The organism is Mycobacterium sp. NGS15, from assembly GCF_059813245.1.
This window is the reverse complement of sequence record NZ_JCALEF010000005.1, coordinates 510427-528956: the sequence shown is the minus strand read 5'-3', so window position 1 is coordinate 528956 and position 18530 is coordinate 510427. Positions and strand designations below refer to the sequence as shown.

Below are 18530 nucleotides of genomic sequence, written 5' to 3'. Positions count from 1 at the left end.
CTCAGATGCTCCGTTCGACGGACGGCTCGTCCAGTGAACCAAGCCCACGGGCAGATTTCACATTATTTCCTGTCTGCTCCGGCACCAACGTCAGGAACCTTGATGGGGCCGCGAATTCGTAGTCATCCGCAGGGAAGCGCCGCGACGCCCTGCGTGCGGCAAGGATCGAAGTCGCACGCAGGATAGGGATCTCGCCCGCACTGTTGACGAAATACGAGTGCACCCCACGGTTCAGTTCGGTGAAGTAGTACCGGAGGTTTTCTCCGTTGCGCCACATCAGGTCCATGAACCGGCGTAGCGCGTCTCGCCGGACCTCCATCCGGTCGGCTCCCCGCTGTCGAGCCAAGCCGATCGCCCGCACCGCGTGCCGCACCGCATTCTCAGCAAGGCCATGCCACCCGGTGCCGGTCCACGAATACGGACCAACGATGATCCATCGATTCGGGAAGCCGGGCACCGCCACCGACTCGTACGCTTGCATCCCGTTCTCACCCCACCACTGGCCCAGATCCACACCGTCGACGCCCACCACACGCCCGGACGGATATGTCGCAGGTTCGCTAAACAGTTGCCACCCGGTGGCACTGATGATGCAGTCGCATTCGAAGACTGCCCCGTCAACTGTCCGTACGCCCCGCGGAACAACCCGGTCGATCGGCACCGTCACCAAGTCAACCCCCGGCTGGTTGAAGGCCCGCGGAAATGTTGAGTTCAATGTTGGACGATTGCCGAAAAGCCCGAAGGTGGGGGCCAGTCGGTCAGCGGTGAGCGGATCGTTCACGACGGCCCGCAGATACTTTCGGTATAGGCGCCGCGCGCCGGAGTCGAATCCGCGCATGAGCGGTCGCATAACCGCTCCGGGGATATTGAGCAGCAGCCACGACAGAACGTGCACGATCCCCAGCCCGATCCCATGCATCCCGGTGCTCACGCCCGGAATCCGCAGTGCCGTGCGCAGCCACCGTGGAACGGCGAAGTCGGGTTTTGGCACGCAGTAGACGGGAGTCCGCTGGAACACCGCCATCGCTTGGACCTCATCGGCGATATGACCCGCAAGCTGCACGCCGGTCGCTCCGGTACCGACCACGGCAACACGCTTTCCCCGGACCTCATAGCCATCCGGCCAGTGCGCGGGTAGAAGCACGTCGCCCTCGAAGGCCTCGAAACCCTCGATGCCGTTGCCGACCGGCTTGGGATTGATGAACGGACCCAGCGCGGAGATCACGAATCGCGCGGTAAGGGTGTCCCCTCCCTCCAACTCCAACCGCCACCATCGCTGTTCTTCGTCCCAGACTTCCGACAAAACCTCACGGCCGAAACGGAAGTGGGCGCGGATTCCGAAGTGGTCGACAACGTCTAGGTGATAGGCGTGCACCTCCGCGCCTGGGGCAAAGACGCGGGACCAATTGGGGTTCCGATAGAAGCTGAATTGGTAAGCGATGGACGGGATATCGACCGCAACGCCCGGATATGTGTTGTCGCGCCATGTTCCGCCGATATCCGCGGCCCGCTCGATGACCACGAAATCGCTGATTCCAGCACGTTTCAGACTGACTGCTGCCGCGATACCGCTGAGGCCACCGCCGATGACGGCAACTTCGACATCGGGCTGCGGGCGTTGACCGTTCCCGACCACTAAGGTGACTCCTTTGTCTCGGTGCGACCAATCGCCGCGCGGAGGCGGGTTCGCCTTCGGACGAGCCTGCGCAGGCCCGGGCGGATCGACAGCGTGAAGATCCACCGCATGATCGGCTCGGTCCACCTCAGCGGCAGCCCGCCGATGAGAATGGGCGTCCACCAGACTGTCCAGGTCAAGCTGCATGACGTCGGTGATGTCGGTTCGACGACGTACTCCTCGACCCATAGCCGTAGCAGCGGCCATGTGGCTTGTGTCGCTTCGTATTTGACCCGCCTGCCCGCCTCATATGCCGTGAATACTTCGTGCTGGCGCCACACCCACCGCAGTGGCCGCCGAACGGCACCCATGTGGCGCGTCATCCCCACACCGCGACGCTCCCCCTCGTGGGAGGGCGTGAGGTACTGGACCCCACAACACGGCGCCAGCCACCGCCAAGCCTCGTCGCTATCGATCGCCTCGAACACCTCGTCCGAAGTGAACTCAAAATTGTGCACGGTCTTGACGACAATCGCCGCACCGTCCGTCGCGCCCACGTCGCCCTTCAGACGTATCTTGAACATCAATTCAGACCTCCAACATCGTTGTTGCCATGCCGTGCTACTGCTCCAGCAGTCGCCGGTGTTCGGCGATCTATCCACGTGCTTGCCCTAGTGCAAAGCGATAGACGAATCTGAAGATGGGACCGAGATAGTGGCCGAGTCTGAACACACCACGCAGCTTCAGCGCGATCTGCCATGTGACACGCGTGCGTCCGTCAGCTGTGTCGTCGAACCAGAGATGTTCGGCATACTGCCGCACAAAGGCGTGCTGCATCCAGTTGCTGCTCACCACGCCGTAAGACACGCGCGTGTACGGTTCGTACCGCCAGAACCTTTCGTGCTCGATCCAGCAATTGCGCCAGATGCCATGCACACTGCCCATCTCACGGATCGCTCCGACACCGCGTTCCGGCGTCAGGTATTTGACGCCCGCGCCGCACAGTTGCAGCCATGAGAAAGGCAGCCATTCCCACGCCGCATCGCTGTCAAACACTTCCCACACAACGTCGACCGGGGCATTGAAGACGACCTCGGATATAAAGACCAGCGGCGCCGATTCAAATGTCGAGTCATCGACCGGTTCGGTCGGCCAATGACGCTGCAGAATACCGGGAGATGCCATGGCTTCTTCCGACGTCACGTGTTCGCTACGAGTTCGGTTGGGCCCCAATGCTCGACCGCGACCTCGTAGCGGTAGTCATCGAGCGGGAACCTACGATTACGTCGGCTGGCCTCGAAGAAGCCCGCCGGGCGCAGATACGTCGTGTCCCCTTGCGAGTTTCGGTAGTAGGTCGGTACGTGACCATTGAGTTCGGCCATGTAGTACCGGAACCCTTCGGTGCGCGCGAGCGTCTCGTGGTGGTAGGCCTGCGCAGCATCCCTGCGGATCTCGCAGACGGCGGCACCCCGCCGTTGCGTCTCGGTGATCGCGCGTATGGCGTGGTCGGCTGTCATCTCGACGAAGGAGTGCCAGCCCGATCCGGTCCACGAGTACGGCCCGACGAGCGTCCACCGGTTGGGCAGCCCGTGCACCGAAACACTCTCGTAGGCTTGCAGTCCTTCTTCCCGATAGAACATTGCCAGATCGAAGCCGTCGCGACCGACAATCGTTCCCGGACGGTAGGTCTCGGGATCGGAGAACACCTCGTAGCCGGTGGCAAGGATCAGGGCGTCGCACTTGTGCAGCGCGCCGTCACGGGTCTTCACGCCGGTCGGCGTGATCTTCTCGATCGGATCGGTGACAAGCGAAACATTCGCCCTGTTGTAGGCCTTCAGGTATGTGCTCGACATGGTGGGGCGTTTGGCGATGGCCCCGAAGTTGGGCGTGAGCTTGGCGGCCGTTGCGGGATCGGTCACCACCCAGTTGACGTATCGACGGTAGGCGGCAATCGTCAGCGCATCGAATTTGTCCATCACAGGACGAATCACCGGCATAGGTGGTTTGGACACCGCCCGGAAGAGCAGGTCCATGACCACGAGCGCGCCGCCGTGAACCACCTTGACCAGGCCGGGAATGGACAGCACACGCTGCAGATACCGAGGAACCACGAAGTCCGGCTTCGGAATCGACCATACCGGGGTGCGCTGGAACACGGTGAGGGAATCAACCTGGAGCGCAATTGACGGAACAATCTGCACCGCGCTGGCTCCCGTGCCGATGATGCCGACAGTCTTACCACTCAGGTCATAGTTGTCGTCCCACGAACTGGGCCGCAACACCTTGCCCTTGAACGATTTTGCACCTGGTATGCCAACATCCTCCTTAGGGCGCACGAAGGCACCTACCGCGCTGATGAGGAAGCGTGCGGTGACGGTTGTTCCGTCGTGCATGTGCAGCGTCCAGAAACGCCCCGCGTCGTCCCAGACCTCGCGTTCGACATTGCAATTGAAGCGTGTGCGCTCATACAACCCGAAGCGATCCGCGACGTCTACGTGATATTGCTTGACCTCGGCGCCGTATGGAAAGAACCTGGACCACTTGGGGTTCCGTGCAAACGAGTACTGGTACGCAATTCCCGGTATATCGACGCCCAAGCCGGGATAATGGTTCTCATGCCAGCTACCGCCGACGTCCTCGGAACGCTCGATGATCACGAAGTTGTCGATACCGGCCATTCGCAGCTTCGCCCCTGCGGCAATACCGGCCGGACCGGCACCGATGACTGCGACTTCATACTGTGGCTCTTGACTAGCTTCGGTCATACAGTCCTACCTCCGATGAGTTTCTTAGCCGTATCAGTTCGTTGACCCGACGACGGCCGATTGCCTGTCGGCCGAACCATCGGTACCGGAGGCCAAACGAGCATATGAGTAGTGATCGAACGGGAAATGCTTATTACCCCACCACATTTCGAGATGAGTACTCGGCCGTATCGCGGCAGCATCACCCTGATAGTTCACGTAGTACGTATTGGAGCCCTCGCACGCCGGTGACAGCCACATGGTCTGCTCGGCACGGCGACGACTCTTCTCGTAGTAGGCGTCGTGCGGCTTCTGCTTGATCTCTACCCGTGTTGATCCCCGGCGTCGGGTTTCCGCTATCGCACGCGCCGCATGCCGGCTGGTGCATTCGATCATCGCAAGATACGACCCGGCGGCGAACCCATAAGGGCCGGTGATCAAGAAGAAGTTCGGAAACCGCGGCACCGACACGCCTTGGTATGCCTGGTAGCGGTTGTTGTGGAAGTAGTCGCTGATATCGAGACCGTGGACACCACGGACAGGGAAGGGCGGTGTGTAGCCCTTGGCCATAACCTTGAATCCGGTGGCGCACACCAGAACGTCGACGTCGTGCACCAGCCCGTCCTCGGTGATGACTCCGGTCTCGGTAATCTCGCGGATGGGCTCGGTGACGAGGTCTACATGGGGCCGCGTGAAGGTCTGGAGATACCGGTTGGACACCGACGGCCGTTTACACCCGGGCGCGTAACTCGGTGTCAGCTGCTCGGCAAGCTGGGGATTGCCTTGCAACCATCGACGGTATCCGGCCGCTCCGCCACGCCGCAGGGCATCGACCACGAACGGTACGCGCTCGTGAAACACTCCGATACCGGTAAGACCAAAGTCGATGGCAAGAGTGACGACCGCGCGAATCCCCCGTCGTACCAGCGGCATCCGCAGCAATGCGGCGCTCACGATGTCCGGTATCGGGAAGTCGGGCTTCGGCGCAACCCAGATCGGCGTGCGCTGAAACACCGTGAGGTGTCTGGCCCGGTCCGCCAGCTCGGGAATCAACTGCAGCGCGGTGGCTCCCGTGCCGATCACGGCAATCACCTTGCCCCGGTAGTCGAAGTCGTGATCCCAGCTCGCGGTATGAACGATCTTGCCTCCATAGGTGCCGACCCCCTTGATGTCCGGCAGATTCGGCACTTCCAGCGCCCCGACCGCCCCTATCACGAAGCGCGCCACCAAGGTGTCGCCAGAGTCCAACTGGACCCGCCACACATGTTGGTCTTCATCCCAGTCCGCGCCGATAACCGCCGTCTTCAATCGAATCTTGGGGCGCAGGGCGAAGGAGTCTACGACCTGTTCTGCGTACTGCTGCACCTCGTGACCCGGCGCGAACATCCGCGTCCACTTCTTGGGTGGCTCATAGGAAAAGCTGTAGTAGATGGATGGGATGTCGACCGCCACACCGGGGTAGGTATTGGCCCACCAGGTACCTCCGATGCCGGCGTTCTTGTCGATGATGAGGAAGTCGTCGATTCCCTCCTTGGTGAGCTGCACGGCGGCGCCGATACCACCGAAACCCGCTCCTACGATGAGGACCTCATGGTCGATGTGCTGAGTCATGCGCGTGACCCCCTGCTGCCGATGCGATGGATGATGGGCCGGGCGCGTTCGAGCAAGCCTTCCAGAAAATCAAACGAAAGATGCGTGGTGACAAAACGGATGACACCCGGTGAGAGCCGGATCACGTAATAGCCAACCCACGCCTCGACATTGACCGGTACGACTACCCAATTGCGCCGCACCGCGCGCTCGATGACACGGGCGACCTTCTCCGGCCCCGCCATCGCCAACCCGGTCTGCACCGAAGCCATGTCCGCGCGCCACTCTTCTCGCCGGTCCCCGGTGAGGCCGTGCCGTTCGCCGTGTGCCATCAAGTTGGTGCGGATGGCTCCGGGACAAATCGCGGTGACACCGATGCCGTGCTGTCGCAGCTCTACCTGCAGCGACTGCGATGCCATCAGTACCGAATGCTTGGCCACGCCATATGCGCTGATGAGCTTCGAGGGCAGGAAAGCCGCCCCGGAGGCGATGTTGACGATATGACCCCGCACGCCGTGATCGATCATCTGCCGCGCGAACACCTTTGACCCGTAGACCACACTCATGAGGTCAATATCGATCGTCCGCTGCCACTGCGCCGCCGAGGTCTCCACGAAGCCACCGAGGTCCATCACTCCGGCGTTGTTCACGAGCACGTCTGCGGTACCGAACTGTGTCTGGACCCAGGTGCCGAAGTGCTCCCACTCGCTTTCGCTGCTCACATCCAGTCGGTAGGGCACGGCATGACCATGCGCGGCCTTGATCTCGGCGGCGGTGCTCTCCGCGCCCGCCTCGTCTATGTCGGCGATGATGACTCGGTTGCCCTTGCGGGCGAACAACTTCGCGGTTTCCTTGCCGATCCCCGCCGCACCCCCGGTGATGATGACAGTTTTCATCGCTTGCCTCCCAAGACCTTGTCGGAGAATTCGACCGCTTTGTCGGCCAGGGACATTCGGATCAGCGAACTACTGCGGCGCACGAGTGCCGGGGACAAGCGGTAGAGGAACCAAATCAGCCATGCTTCTGCCCCCACCGGTACCGTGGCGAGGTTGAACCGCACCGCGCGATCGATCGCGGCGGCCACCCGAGAAGGAGGTCGCACCCAAAGACGATGCGCAGCAGCGAGTTTTGCCGACCATGCCTCACTTTCCAGACGGTTCGTACCACCCCGGGTTCCGTTGGCACCCAAACTGGTTCGGATGAGTCCGGGGCATATGGCACTGACGCCTATCCCCTGAGGGGAAAATTCGGAGCGCAGCGCCTGCGAGCCAAACCACACGCCGGCCTTGGCCGTGACGTAGGACGGCGCGATGGCGTTCGGCAGGAAGGCGCCGACCGACGCCACGTTCACGATGTGCCCGCGAACTCCCGCTTCGACCATGCGCTCGACGAACAACCGGGAGCCGATTAGGGGGCTCATCAGATTGATCTGGGTCATACGGCGCCAGTCATCCCCGGTCTGCTCCAGGAAACCACCGCCAATCAGAATTCCGGCATTGTTGACCACGACGTCGGGCACGCCGAACTCGGCGCACACCCACGCCACGAAGGCCTCCCACTCCTGCACATTGCCCACGTCGAGGCGACGGAATACCGCGTTGCCGCCTTTTCCCCTGATCAGCTCGACCGTTTCGTTGCCGGTCATCTCGTTGATATCGGAGACGATCACGACAGCCCCCTTGCGCGCGAAACGCTGCGCGGTTGCCCGGCCAATCCCGCTCCCGGCACCCGTTATCACTGCCACGGTCATTCAGGACTCCCTCGTCATGTGTACGTGATCGCTCCCCACGGACAATAGCGCCCTTCGGATAATCATACAATCCGGATTACTAAGTTTTTTGAAATCTCGAGGCCTCCTACCGTACGACCAACACCGACCTACGCACGATTGGCCGCGAAGGTGGCAGCATGCAGGCCAATGCGCAGGTTCCGAGGAATTAGTCCGCTCTATGGCAGCAATGTTGCGTAAACGCAACGACGGACGGCGGGGCAGAGCCGCGCGAGATGCGACCACATCGGGCAATCCGCCGTACAGATCATGACATTATCTGTATAACTGCACTATCCAACTCGCCGTAGGCGCCGAAGGCCGGCTCCTCGATCAATGGAGATCCGCCATGACCCATTCCACCGACCTCCCTGCCGGACTGCCACGGCAGTGGGTCACCGCCGAGGTTCCGCGCCGGGCCAGCCTGCGACTCCGGATGCTCGGCGCTGCGCTCTACGCGACCGCCCGGCGGTTTATGGAACTCGCCGTCTGGATCGACGAGCATCAGCTGGTACCGACACAAGCGCTCGTGTTCGTGTGCCGATTCGCAGACCCGGTGCTCTACCCTCTGCGGCCGCGCCGGGGAACCCGACTACGCCGTGTCACATTTCCGAACTTTCGTGCCGAATGGGTGTGGGACAAGGAGACCGCCGACCCCGATACATCACAGGAATCGGCGATTCTGTACCTGCACGGCGGCGGGCTGATCGCCTGCGGGCTCAATAGCCATCGCCGCCACGTTGCACGAATCGCACGGGAATCCGGGGTAGCGCTGCTGAACGTGGACTACCGGCAAATACCGCAGGCTCACGTTACCGAAACCCTCGAGGACTGCCTTGATGCCTATGTATACCTTCTCGCTCAAGGCTTTCCCGCCGAGCGCATCGTGATCGCCGGCGATTCGGCGGGCGGCGGGCTGGCATTTTCGCTGGCATTGGCCCTGCGTGACCGCGGGTTACCGATGCCTGGCGGTATCGCTGCGCTCGCTCCCTGGGCAGACTACGACTCAGCTGCGCGCATCGCGCACCCGAACGACCGCACCGATGCACTGCTGCCTGCGCGCGCCTATGCGCTGCCGGTCAAATGGGGCGTGGAAATCGAAGGTGTACTCGACCCCGCCTGGTCTGCGGTCAATCACCAGATGGCCGGCCTACCCCCGGTGCTGATCCAGGTCGCATCCACCGAGGTGCTTAGGGTGGACGCCGAGCAACTCGCACAACGGTGCGCCGAGGCGGGCGTGCCGGTCACATTACAGATATGGGACAACGCGTTTCACGTATTCCAGGTTGCTGCCGACGTCATACCGGATGCACGTCAAGCGGTGGCAGACATCGCCGCGTTCATCAGAGATCGCATCGGCGTGCCACGTGCCGTTGACCCGAACATGCGGACTTCGGCATGAAGGTCTCACGACTCCTGCCGGATGCGATCGATCCACATTCGAAGCGTTCCGGCCATCATCGTAGCCACCGCGTCGCCGTCGATCAGGCCTGCGGCCCTACTGACGCCCAGGCCAACAGCCGTTGACAGTGTGCTGTTAATCCCCTCTTGCACTAGCGGATCGGATACAGCCACATCGTCCGGGAGTGCGTCCTCAATGATCACACCCACCGAACCCCTGATGCGATCGAGGAGTTCGCGGTTGGCGGCAGTCTGACCCTCGTCGCTGAAGGTGCTGGTCAGATATTCGGCCGTGAGAATCACAAATCGCGTCTCATCGGTCAGTTCTGAAATCCATGACGTCAGTGCGGCAAGTCGCCCTTCCACCGAGCCATCGGACTCGGCCACCTTGCTCATGAATCGGGTCAGCTCGTTCAAATATCTGGACTTGAGCACCTCCAAGCACAGCTCTTCCTTGTTATCAAAATTGCTGTACACCGCCCCGATAGTGCGGCCCGCCTCGGCCGCGATGGCAGAGATCGACGTCGCGTGATAACCCTTCTCAAGAAACAGAGCCTCGGCCGCATCCAGCAGCTCATGCTTGGTCTGAGCCTGACTTTCAGCACGTGTCAGGACCTTTCGAGTAGCCAACAGCATTCTCCAATCCTCGACAGAGGCGAAGCGATCTGCCCGTCCCGATAATCTAGATAGCGATATTATCTGGATATGACCGGCTACGCACGTGACTAGACATGCAGCAGGCGGTCGATCGCGCGACCAAACATCCACTGCCCGCCGACCTGTGCCAACCGGTCGAAGATGCGCGGCAGGCCTCGAATGCTCACCTCCTCGGTCCAGACGACGCGTGAGCCATCGCCCTGCACCTGCACTTCGATCTCAGCCCACCCGAGGATCAGCGTCCCCGTCTTCTCCAGTCGACAACGACTAGGCTTCTCCTCCTGTGGCGGCTGCCACTGCGTCACCGTCATCGGGTCGTCAAAACCTATGCCCGCCAGCCCTGTTCGACCCACAAACGTGGTGCCCACTCCCGTGGGTGGATCGCTCGTCACGGATACTGTCGTCAGGGGAATGTGCTCGCTGTGCCGGGCCCAGTCGGTGATCCGCGCGAATGCCTGGGCGGCGGACAGCGCACTGGTGCGCTCTATTCGGAGAAGGGCCATAAGCCAAACAATCTCGAGGCGGTCTTCTGGCTGCGCAACGCGACAATGGTGTCCGCCAACGTTTCCCGTGGGTCGCGGTAGGCAACGCCCAGTTCGCGCTCGCTGGGTGAGTCATCGGACGCGGGCATCTGCGTGTAGTACTGCATGCCTGCCTCTGTCATCGGGGTTCCCAGCGGCACGTATCGGCCGATCTGGTCCATCACCGTCCCCGCCGCGCGCAGCGCGAAGTCGGGCACCGGGACGGCCAGCACCGTACTGCCGGCCGCATCGGTCAACAGATTCACCAGCTCATCCACTTCCAGCCGATGACCGCCCGCGGTGTACCGCCGCGGACCCCGCCCAGGCTGCAGCAGTGCGGCGTGCACGGCGGCAAGATCTCGGACGTCGACCACCAGCCATGCCGCACTGCGTCCCGGGACCGACCGCATCAGCAGGACCCAGCGCACGCCCTCGGCGGCCTCACCGAATTGATCGCCGACGGGCGGACCCAGCACCATGCCGGGGTAGGTGATCGTCACCGGTGCACCAGACTTCTGCAAGTCGCGCACGTACAGCTCGACCTTCGCCTTGGACCGGCCGTATCCGTCGCTACCGCCGGCCGCGGGCAGGTCGGCCTCGAAGGTTTCCAGACCGGGCCGAAACAGCGCGGTGATGCTGGAAACGTGCACTATCGGATCGAGGCCCCGGTCGACAGCCGTCCCGAGAACGTTCTGGGTGCCCTCAAGATTTACGGCCATCATCCGGTCGGCTTCTTGGGGATCCGTACTGACCATGGCCGCGCTGTGCAGCACCGCATCGCATCCCTCGAGCGCGGCCTCGACCGAGCCCCGATCGGTGATATCGCCGACGGTGTAGTCGGATACGTCGACCCCGAGCGTCGCCACCGTGGTGTGCAGGCGAGCTTCCTTACGCACCAGAAAGCGGGCCTGGTGTCCGGCATCGGCAATGGCCTTCGCCGTCCATCCGCCCACGAATCCGGTACCGCCAGTGACCAATACGCGCATACTTCACGTCCCCTCCGGTGTGGCGGACCGCTCCCATCAGGACATCGTAGGTTGTCAGCGCGTTCCTACCGGGCGAATGCCGAAGAGCCATGCCGCACCGGCCGGGGCACGACGTGTGCCAAGATCGCTGGGTGCGTCTACGCCCTGCCTTCCAGCTCATCGCCGTGCTCACCGCCATCGCCCTGGCCTTGGCTCCGACGGCGACCGCACAACCCGAGCGGGCGGCACCCATCGGGCATATCGGCGAGACGCTGCATTTCGACTACGGCACCATCGGCGCCGACGTCACCGTGCACAACATCGAACCCACCGGTGTCCCGGCCGGAATGGCTCCCCCACGCGGCATCATCTGGAAGGCGTACGTGACCATCCGGCCGACCAAGGTACCCAACGCGTATGCGTTGTTGATGGCGCTCAAGCTCGGCGGCGTCTCACCGGAAACCGGGGATGCCTACGAGCCCCAGCGCACCGACGAGCCCGACGATCTGAACTATGCCCTGCGAAACGCGCCACAGGGTTCGAGCGTGAGCGGGGCGGTGTACTGGGACGTCTACCGCGGACCGGTGCGCCACATCGTGCTGCGTTCGTCGCAGACCCAAGTCCACCTGGCGCAGTGGGACCTCTGATCTCTCAGCGGGGTTGGAACAGGTAGTTCCGGAAGTTCTCGGTGACCTTGTCCACGGGCCGCCAGGAGTCTGCGCTCCATACCGACATCCGATAATCCCGCGCCGTAAACCACGCGACGATGTCCTCGGCGGTGCGCCCGAACCGCTCCATGTGGCGATCCTCTACCTCCAGCATCATCGCCGGACGGGTCCGCTCAAGGGTCTTCTCACCGCTGACCAGAACGTCGAGTTCGGCACCCTCGACATCGATCTTCACGAAATCGATCCGCTTGATGCTTAGCCGGTCGCAGAACCCATCGAACGTCTCGGTATCCACGACCACCCGGATGTGCTCATCGAACTCGGCATTCGACCCCAGCCCGTCGGCCCCGGCATCGACGAAGGACCGTCCGGTGATCGGCTTGCCGTTGCGCAGTGGAACGCTCATGACCTGTTCACCCGGGTTGGTGCCGAGCGCCACGGCGTGACGGCGCACATTCTGTGCGCTACGCAGCCCCAGGGCCGCCGACGACGTGGCGTGGGCGAACCGCAGCGGCTCCAGGCTGTATACCAGGCCGTCGGCGCCCACCAGACGCGCCAGCTCCGCGGTGTAGAAGCCGGCAGCGGCACCCACATCGAGGCACACGTCCCCGGGCTTGACCACCTGCGCGATACCCACCAGCTCGGTTTCCACCCACGGTGTGGTGCGAGCGAGAGTGCGCAGGCCCTGCCCCACCACGGCGTCACGAATCTCGCCGAAGGCCGTCACGCGCCGCGTCATATGGTGCTCCTCAGGGTTGGTCAGCATGGTCGCAGTCTCGGAACCGCGCCAAGTATAGGTAGCGTGCCGGTCATGCCGATTCAGGTCAGCAGCGCGACGGCTGCCGACAGCGCCGAACTCGCCACCGTCGCCGCCCGCACCTTCCCCCTCGCGTGTCCCGCGTCGTCGACAGCGGAGGACATCGCGGCATTCATCGCGGCCAATCTCAGCACGGGCAAGTTCGACGAGTACATCCGCGCGCACCGCGTGCTGGTGGCACGCGAGAACGAGGTCATCGTCGGGTACTCGATGCTGGTCAACGGCGTGGTCGAGGATCCCGACGTACAGCGGGCCGTCACGCTGCGGCCCGCGATGCAGCTCTCCAAGATGTACGTGCTGCCCGAATTCCACCAGGCGGGCGTGGCGGGCGCGTTGATGACCGCATCCCTTACCGAAGCCGCCGCCTGCGGGGCGATCGGGGTCTGGCTGGGTGTCAACCAGGAAAATGAACGTGCGCAACGCTTTTACGCCAAACACGGCTTCAACCGCAGCGGCACGAAAACCTTCCAGGTGGGCGAGCGCCTGGAGAACGATTACGTCATGCAGTGCCGGATCAGTGCCGGATCAGTCGCGGCCAGGTAGCGGAGCCGCGCTGAGCGCCAGCAGCCGTGAGGTGGCACGCAGGTACTTCTTGCGGAACCCGCCGGCAACCATCTCGTCGTCGAAAATCGTGTCCAGCTTCGCCCCCGAAGCCTCCACCGGGATACCCGCGTCGTAGAGGCGGTCGGTCAGGGCAACGATCCGCAGCGCCACCGCCTGATCGTGCACCTGCTCCACGCCCGCAACGAAGACAGCGGACACGCCTTCAATCAGCGTCAGATACCGCGACGGATGCATGCTCGCCAGGTGCTTGCACAGATCGTCGAACTGGTCGAAGGTGGCGCCGTCGATGGAGGCCGCCAGTTCGCGAAGCTCGTCATCGGTGTGCGGCTCGGGGGCCGGCGGCAGGTCGCGATGGCGGTAATCGGGGCCCTCGACGCGCACCGTGTTGAAGATCGCCGACAACGTGTTGATCTCGCGCAGGAAGTCCTGTGCCGCGAAGCGGCCCTCGCCCAGTTGCTCGGGCAGCGTGTTGGAGGTGGCGGCGATCGACACCCCGCGCGCCACCAGCTCCGAGAGCAGCCGCGACACCAGCGTCGTGTTGCCCGGGTCATCCAATTCGAACTCGTCGATGCACACCACCGTGTAGTCCGCGAGCAGCTCGATGCACTCCAGGAAGCCAAAAACCCCTGCCACCTGCGTCAGTTCACCGAAGCTGGCGAATGCTTTCGGGCCGGGCACGGTGTGATAAATCGACGCCAAGAGGTGGGTCTTACCGACGCCGAACCCGCCGTCGAGATAAATCCCGACCCCGGGCAGCACCTCGCGCTTGCCGAACAGCTTCTTTTTGCCCGCCCGGCGGGTGGTCGCCTCGTGCGCGAAGGCGCGGCATGCTTCCACGGCCGCAGCCTGCGTCGGCTCGTTGGGGTCAGGACGGTACGAGTCGAAACTCACCGACGTGAACGTGGGCGGCGGCACCAACTGGGCAATCAGCCGCTCATTGGAGACTGTGGGGTGCCGGTCGGCAAGGTGCTGCGGGTTCCCGGGCGAGCGAAGCGACGGGGAATGGCCCGGAGCGGCACTCGATTGCGGATCAGTCACACGGGCAGCGTAGCGGCGTGTTGAGATCTCCTTGTGGCCCACAGTGACGGTGAACAGGCGATTCGGCGCCCGGCTGGGATACAGCTCACACAGCTGACCACCGGGGCGCCGGTGGATGCCGGCGACCTGGTCGACCTTTACGATTACCCGCGAGCCGATGGACTCTGCTTGCGCGCCAATATGATTGGCAGCCTGGACGGCGCCGCAACACTAACCGGTTTGTCCGGCGGACTCGGCGGCGAGAGCGACCGGGCCGTGTTCGCGGCAATGCGTGCCAATGCCGATGTGATTCTTGTCGGGGCCGGGACCGTGAGGGCCGAGCGCTATCACGGCGCGCATCTGCCGGCCGGTCTGCGCCAGCGCCGACAGGGCCGCGGGCAGAGCGAGGTTCCGGTGATTGCCGTGGTCACGGCCTCGGGCGCGGTAGACCCAACCATTCCGTTGTTCACCGAGTCCGAGGTCGCGCCGGTCGTGGTGACCTCGGCCTCCGGGGCAGCGAACGTCGTGTCCCGGGTGTCGGATCTGCAGGTCCTCGTCGCCGATGACGCCGGGAAGGTCGACCTGCGCGCGGCGCTGGCGCAGCTGCACGGCCGCGGGCTTTCCCGCGTGCTGTGCGAGGGAGGCCCGTCTCTGCTGGGCACCCTGCTGACGATGCGGCTCGTCGACGAACTGTGCGTAACCATCGCGCCCACCACGGTCGGCGGCGGCAGCAGCCGGATCACGACAAGCCCCGCCGAGGTGCCCACGTCGTGGCGGCGAGTGTTGCTGCTCGGCGATGCCGACGGCTACCTGTTCGCGCGGCACGTCCGGGCTTGAGTGAGATTCACCCGATACTGTGGTCGGCATGCGTGCACGGCTGATGGGGGCGATGGCGGTTGCCCAGCTGCTGACCGGGGTGCTGGCTGGGTGCGCTCCCGGCCCCTCGGCGGGACCGCATTTCGCCATGGACGACGGCCGCGGAAATGTGGGCCCCGCCACGGCACCGCCGCCGAGCGGCCCGCCCTCGATCGACAAACCCAAGGTCGACCTGTCGTGGCAGGACTGCACCCGTGAGGTGCTCGGCAGCGCCAACATCACCACATCGCCGACGTTCACGCTCGAGTGCGCCGAGTACAAGGCGCCACTGGACCCGATCAACGGAGCGCCGGGCAGCGTGACGCTGGGCGCGGTGCGCGCCAAGACCTCCCAGACACCCGCCGATGCGGGCCCGCTGGTATTCACCACCGGCTCGGATCTGCCGTCCTCGGTGCAGCTGGCAACGTGGCTCAACGGCCCGGGCGCGCAGGTGCTCACGCAGCGCCCCGTGGTGGCCGTCGACCGCCGCGGTATCGGGCGATCCGATGCGATCACGTGCCGCGACACCTGGGACCTGCGGGATATGCGTGACCTGGCGCAGAACCGCGGCGGTGACGATCCCGTCGCAAGCCTGGGCAAGATCGTCGAGACCGCGACCACCAACTGCACCGACACCATCTCCCCCGGCGACTCCGCGTACAACGACGCGCATGCCGCAGAGGACCTCGAGGCGTTGCGTGCCCAATGGGATGTGCCCGCCCTCGCGCTACTGGGCGTTGGCAGCGGCGCTCGAGTTGCCCTGGCCTACGCCGGATCCCACCCCAACAAGCTGGCCCGGCTGCTGCTCGACTCACCGGTCGCCGCTGATATCGCCGCCGAGGCGGCCGCCGAGCAGCGGCTCAAGGGCGAGCAGTCGGCATTCGACGCGTTCGCAGCACAGTGCGTCGCGAACAACTGCCCGCTGGGGCCGGATCCCGCGGGGGCCGTCGGCGACCTGCTGAACCGCGCCCAGAACGGCGGACTGCCGTGGTCGCGGGCGACAGTCGAAAGGGCTATCTCCACCGCACTGGCGTATCCGGTCGGCGACGGTACCGCCGTCGTGCAGAACCTTGCCAACGCACTCAACGCGGCGCGCGGTACCGACCGTGAGGCGCTCACCCCCCTGGTGGACCGGGCCAACGCGTTGCGCGATTCCGATGGGCAGTTCGTCAATTCCTGCAGCGACGCGCTGGCACGGCCCACCCCCGACCGGGTGCGCGAGCTGGTGGTGGCCTGGGGCAAGCAGTACCCGCTGTTCGGGCGCACCTCAGCCCTAGAACTGGTGAACTGCCTGCAGTGGCCCAGCGGATCCAAGCCGAACCCGCCACAGGACTTGAAGATCAACGTGCTGATCCTCGGCGGACAACACGACCCGATCTCCGGCAGCGAGGGAGTGTCGGCGACCGCCGCGGCGATCATCAACGCCAAGGCCGCGAGCAAGCGCGTCATGTGGCAGGGCATCGGTCACGGTGCGATTGTCTACACCGCATGCGCACAGCCGCCGGCCCTCGCCTACCTGAACGACGGAAAGCTCCCGGAGACCGACACGTTCTGCCCGGCCTAGTCGTACTTGCCGGAACTGCGCCGGGCGCTCAAGGTACGGTGCCTGCGTGGTGTCAGTCGATACGTCCTTTTCAAGCCTGATGGACGGCTTCAAGAACTCTGTCTCGCGGGCACTGAAACCTCCGACTGCACCGCCCTCGGTCGCGACCATTCTGCGGTCGGTGCTGTGGCCCGTCGCCATCATGGCGGTCATCCACCGCAGTTACGTGCTGGGCACCAACGGCTACATCACCGACGACTTCGGGCCCGTCTACCGCGCCGTCATCGCCTTCAAGCGGCACCTGCCGGTGTACAACGAGAACTTCGGCTACGTCGACCCGCATTACATCTACCCGCCGGGTGGCACGCTGCTGCTGGCGCCCTTCGGATATCTGCCCGTGGACGCATCGCGGTACTGGTTCATCACCATCAACACCATCGCGATCGTGATCGCGGCCTACTTCCTGCTGCGCCTGTTCAACTTCACGCTGGCCTCTGTGGCCGCGCCCGCACTGCTGTTGGCCATGTTCTGCACCGAAAGCGTGACCAACACACTCGTTTTCACCAACATCAACGGCGTGGTGCTGCTGCTGGAGGTGCTGTTCTTCCGCTGGCTGTTGGACGGGAACAAGCACTCCGAGTGGTGGGCGGGCGTCGCGATCGGCCTGACGCTGGTCATCAAACCGCTCTTGGCTCCCTTGCTGTTGCTGCCGCTGTTGAACCGGCAGTGGCGGGTCTTCGCCGCCGCGATCGGTATCCCCGCGTTCTTCAATGTCGTCGCGATGTTCGGCCCCCACAAGGTCAGGATCGTCGACGGCTGGGACTACTTCCGGCGCACCATGAAGTACCTGACGGTGACCCGCGACTACTTCAACAGCTCGATCGCGGGCAACGGCGTGTACTACGGGCTTCCCGAGCCGCTGATCGGCTTCCTGCGCATCGCGTTCCTGCTGATCGCCCTGGTGAGCGTGTGGCTGCTCTACAAGTACTACCGCCGGCGCGACCCCCGGTTCTGGGCACTGACCACCGGCGGTGTGGTGCTGACCGCCTCGTTCCTGCTGCTGGGGCTGGGCCAGGGCTACTACTCGATGGCGCTGTTCCCGTTCGTCATGACGATCGTGCTGCCCAACTCGGTGCTGCGGAACTGGCCGGCCTGGCTGGCGATCTACGGGTTCTTCTCCATGGACCGCTGGCTGCTGGGGCATTGGCCCACGACGGGCCGCGCCCTGGAGTACCTGAAGATCACCTACGGATGGTGCCTGCTGCTGATCGTGGTGATGATGGTGCTGGTGCTTCGCTACCGCGATGCCAAGGCCGCTGGCACACTGGACAACGGGCTGGATCCAGACTGGATGAGGGCTGGGATAGGCACTAAGGAGTCAGCGACCGATGACGACATCGAACGATCCGAAGGTGAACCTGACCGACGAGCAGTGGCGGGAGCGCCTGACTGCTGAGGAGTTCGCGGTGCTGCGCCGCGCGGGCACCGAACGACCATTCGTCGGCGAGTACACCGACACCAAGACCGAAGGCGTGTACGCCTGCCGGGCGTGCGGGGCCGAGCTGTTCCGCAGCACCGAGAAGTTCGAATCCCATTGCGGCTGGCCGTCGTTCTTCGACCCGGCCGACTCGGATGCGGTGATTCTGAAGACCGACGATTCGCTGGGGATGCGTCGCGTCGAGGTCGTGTGCGCCAACTGCCACAGCCACCTGGGGCATGTGTTCGAGGGCGAGGGATATCCCACGCCGACGGATCAACGGTACTGCATCAATTCCATCTCGCTGACGTTGCAGCCCGCCCGATAA

Annotated in this window: 19 protein-coding genes; 7 read left to right on the top strand and 12 right to left on the bottom strand. The window is 64.0% G+C overall.

What is annotated here, in order from left to right:
* Window position 1 precedes the first annotated feature (1 nt).
* From AC5Y5C_RS17175 to AC5Y5C_RS17145, 7 genes are all read right to left on the bottom strand, one after another.
* Window positions 2-1636: a flavin-containing monooxygenase gene (locus tag AC5Y5C_RS17175; protein ID WP_499974386.1), complete on the bottom strand. Its 1635-nt coding sequence runs from the start codon at window positions 1634-1636 to the stop codon at window positions 2-4.
* A complete protein-coding gene (locus AC5Y5C_RS17170) occupies window positions 1636-2199 on the bottom strand; it encodes an SRPBCC family protein (protein WP_499974383.1) in 564 nt (187 codons plus the stop codon). The genes AC5Y5C_RS17175 and AC5Y5C_RS17170 overlap by 1 nt, the downstream gene beginning before the upstream one ends.
* Window positions 2200-2269: 70 nt before the next feature.
* Window positions 2270-2818 (bottom strand): SRPBCC family protein, encoded by a 549-nt coding sequence (locus AC5Y5C_RS17165; RefSeq protein WP_499974380.1) that lies wholly within the window; start codon window positions 2816-2818, stop codon window positions 2270-2272.
* The gene (locus tag AC5Y5C_RS17160; RefSeq protein WP_499974377.1) at window positions 2815-4380 is read right to left on the bottom strand and encodes a flavin-containing monooxygenase; all 1566 of its coding nucleotides are present in this window, start codon (window positions 4378-4380) and stop codon (window positions 2815-2817) included. Before AC5Y5C_RS17160 ends, AC5Y5C_RS17165 begins: the two co-directional genes overlap by 4 nt.
* 33 nt (window positions 4381-4413) lie before the next feature.
* Window positions 4414-5970, bottom strand: coding sequence for a flavin-containing monooxygenase (locus AC5Y5C_RS17155; protein WP_499974375.1), 1557 nt, complete (start codon window positions 5968-5970; stop codon window positions 4414-4416).
* Window positions 5967-6845, bottom strand: a complete 879-nt coding sequence (locus AC5Y5C_RS17150) for an SDR family NAD(P)-dependent oxidoreductase (RefSeq protein WP_499974373.1) — start codon at window positions 6843-6845, stop codon at window positions 5967-5969. The genes AC5Y5C_RS17155 and AC5Y5C_RS17150 overlap by 4 nt, the downstream gene beginning before the upstream one ends.
* Entirely contained in the window at window positions 6842-7699 is an 858-nt protein-coding gene (locus tag AC5Y5C_RS17145) for an SDR family NAD(P)-dependent oxidoreductase (RefSeq protein WP_499974370.1), read from the bottom strand. Before AC5Y5C_RS17145 ends, AC5Y5C_RS17150 begins: the two co-directional genes overlap by 4 nt.
* Before the next feature lie 367 nt (window positions 7700-8066).
* Between AC5Y5C_RS17145 and AC5Y5C_RS17140 the strand changes: the two genes are divergently transcribed.
* Window positions 8067-9119, top strand: coding sequence for an alpha/beta hydrolase (locus AC5Y5C_RS17140; protein ID WP_499974368.1), 1053 nt, complete (start codon window positions 8067-8069; stop codon window positions 9117-9119).
* 5 nt (window positions 9120-9124) lie between these two features.
* Here the strand turns inward: AC5Y5C_RS17140 and AC5Y5C_RS17135 are convergent, their stop codons facing one another.
* From AC5Y5C_RS17135 to AC5Y5C_RS17125, 3 genes are all read right to left on the bottom strand, one after another.
* The gene (locus AC5Y5C_RS17135) at window positions 9125-9754 is read right to left on the bottom strand and encodes a TetR/AcrR family transcriptional regulator (RefSeq protein WP_499974366.1); all 630 of its coding nucleotides are present in this window, start codon (window positions 9752-9754) and stop codon (window positions 9125-9127) included.
* An 89-nt stretch (window positions 9755-9843) separates the two neighbouring features.
* Complete coding sequence (locus AC5Y5C_RS17130) at window positions 9844-10278, bottom strand: SRPBCC family protein (RefSeq protein ID WP_499974364.1); 435 nt, start codon at window positions 10276-10278, stop codon at window positions 9844-9846.
* Complete coding sequence (locus AC5Y5C_RS17125; protein ID WP_499974361.1) at window positions 10260-11282, bottom strand: SDR family NAD(P)-dependent oxidoreductase; 1023 nt, start codon at window positions 11280-11282, stop codon at window positions 10260-10262. Before AC5Y5C_RS17125 ends, AC5Y5C_RS17130 begins: the two co-directional genes overlap by 19 nt.
* A gap of 131 nt (window positions 11283-11413) precedes the next feature.
* On the opposite strand from AC5Y5C_RS17125, the gene AC5Y5C_RS17120 reads away from it, so the two are divergent.
* Window positions 11414-11908 (top strand): DUF1942 domain-containing protein, encoded by a 495-nt coding sequence (locus tag AC5Y5C_RS17120; protein WP_499974359.1) that lies wholly within the window; start codon window positions 11414-11416, stop codon window positions 11906-11908.
* Window positions 11909-11912: 4 nt separating this feature from the next.
* Here AC5Y5C_RS17120 and AC5Y5C_RS17115 read toward each other — a convergent pair whose 3' ends face one another.
* Window positions 11913-12668: an FkbM family methyltransferase gene (locus AC5Y5C_RS17115; RefSeq protein WP_418039953.1), complete on the bottom strand. Its 756-nt coding sequence runs from the start codon at window positions 12666-12668 to the stop codon at window positions 11913-11915.
* Between the two features lie 72 nt (window positions 12669-12740).
* Between AC5Y5C_RS17115 and AC5Y5C_RS17110 the strand changes: the two genes are divergently transcribed.
* Window positions 12741-13289, top strand: a complete 549-nt coding sequence (locus AC5Y5C_RS17110) for a GNAT family N-acetyltransferase (RefSeq protein WP_499974356.1) — start codon at window positions 12741-12743, stop codon at window positions 13287-13289.
* On the opposite strand, the gene zapE is transcribed toward AC5Y5C_RS17110, so the two are convergent.
* Window positions 13272-14348, bottom strand: a complete 1077-nt coding sequence (gene zapE, locus AC5Y5C_RS17105; protein ID WP_499974354.1) for a cell division protein ZapE — start codon at window positions 14346-14348, stop codon at window positions 13272-13274. The two genes, AC5Y5C_RS17110 and zapE, sit on opposite strands and share 18 nt — an antisense overlap.
* Before the next feature lie 33 nt (window positions 14349-14381).
* Between zapE and AC5Y5C_RS17100 the strand changes: the two genes are divergently transcribed.
* The 4 genes from AC5Y5C_RS17100 to msrB all read left to right on the top strand — a co-directional run bounded on the left by AC5Y5C_RS17100 (window position 14382) and on the right by msrB (window position 18530).
* Window positions 14382-15164, top strand: coding sequence for a pyrimidine reductase family protein (locus tag AC5Y5C_RS17100; RefSeq protein ID WP_499974351.1), 783 nt, complete (start codon window positions 14382-14384; stop codon window positions 15162-15164).
* 28 nt (window positions 15165-15192) lie between these two features.
* Complete coding sequence (locus AC5Y5C_RS17095; RefSeq protein WP_499974347.1) at window positions 15193-16746, top strand: alpha/beta fold hydrolase; 1554 nt, start codon at window positions 15193-15195, stop codon at window positions 16744-16746.
* Between the two features lie 79 nt (window positions 16747-16825).
* Window positions 16826-18181 (top strand): glycosyltransferase family 87 protein, encoded by a 1356-nt coding sequence (locus AC5Y5C_RS17090; protein WP_499974671.1) that lies wholly within the window; start codon window positions 16826-16828, stop codon window positions 18179-18181.
* Window positions 18114-18530: a peptide-methionine (R)-S-oxide reductase MsrB gene (gene msrB, locus AC5Y5C_RS17085; protein ID WP_499974342.1), complete on the top strand. Its 417-nt coding sequence runs from the start codon at window positions 18114-18116 to the stop codon at window positions 18528-18530. The genes AC5Y5C_RS17090 and msrB overlap by 68 nt, the downstream gene beginning before the upstream one ends.

Bases quoted from the DNA above. Each gene is read 5' to 3' on its own strand.
- AC5Y5C_RS17155 (WP_499974375.1), bottom strand. From the start codon at position 5,970: ATGACTCAGCACATCGACCATGAGGTCCTCATCGTAGGAGCGGGTTTC.
- AC5Y5C_RS17150 (WP_499974373.1), bottom strand. From the start codon at position 6,845: ATGAAAACTGTCATCATCACCGGGGGTGCGGCGGGGATCGGCAAGGAA.
- AC5Y5C_RS17130 (WP_499974364.1), bottom strand. From the start codon at position 10,278: ATGGCCCTTCTCCGAATAGAGCGCACCAGTGCGCTGTCCGCCGCCCAG.
- AC5Y5C_RS17140 (WP_499974368.1), top strand. From the start codon at position 8,067: ATGACCCATTCCACCGACCTCCCTGCCGGACTGCCACGGCAGTGGGTC.
- AC5Y5C_RS17110 (WP_499974356.1), top strand. From the start codon at position 12,741: ATGCCGATTCAGGTCAGCAGCGCGACGGCTGCCGACAGCGCCGAACTC.
- AC5Y5C_RS17095 (WP_499974347.1), top strand. From the start codon at position 15,193: ATGCGTGCACGGCTGATGGGGGCGATGGCGGTTGCCCAGCTGCTGACC.
- AC5Y5C_RS17125 (WP_499974361.1), bottom strand. From the start codon at position 11,282: ATGCGCGTATTGGTCACTGGCGGTACCGGATTCGTGGGCGGATGGACG.
- msrB (WP_499974342.1), top strand. From the start codon at position 18,114: ATGACGACATCGAACGATCCGAAGGTGAACCTGACCGACGAGCAGTGG.
- AC5Y5C_RS17090 (WP_499974671.1), top strand. From the start codon at position 16,826: ATGGACGGCTTCAAGAACTCTGTCTCGCGGGCACTGAAACCTCCGACT.
- AC5Y5C_RS17115 (WP_418039953.1), bottom strand. From the start codon at position 12,668: ATGACGCGGCGCGTGACGGCCTTCGGCGAGATTCGTGACGCCGTGGTG.
- AC5Y5C_RS17145 (WP_499974370.1), bottom strand. From the start codon at position 7,699: ATGACCGTGGCAGTGATAACGGGTGCCGGGAGCGGGATTGGCCGGGCA.
- AC5Y5C_RS17170 (WP_499974383.1), bottom strand. From the start codon at position 2,199: ATGTTCAAGATACGTCTGAAGGGCGACGTGGGCGCGACGGACGGTGCG.
- AC5Y5C_RS17160 (WP_499974377.1), bottom strand. From the start codon at position 4,380: ATGACCGAAGCTAGTCAAGAGCCACAGTATGAAGTCGCAGTCATCGGT.
- AC5Y5C_RS17135 (WP_499974366.1), bottom strand. From the start codon at position 9,754: ATGCTGTTGGCTACTCGAAAGGTCCTGACACGTGCTGAAAGTCAGGCT.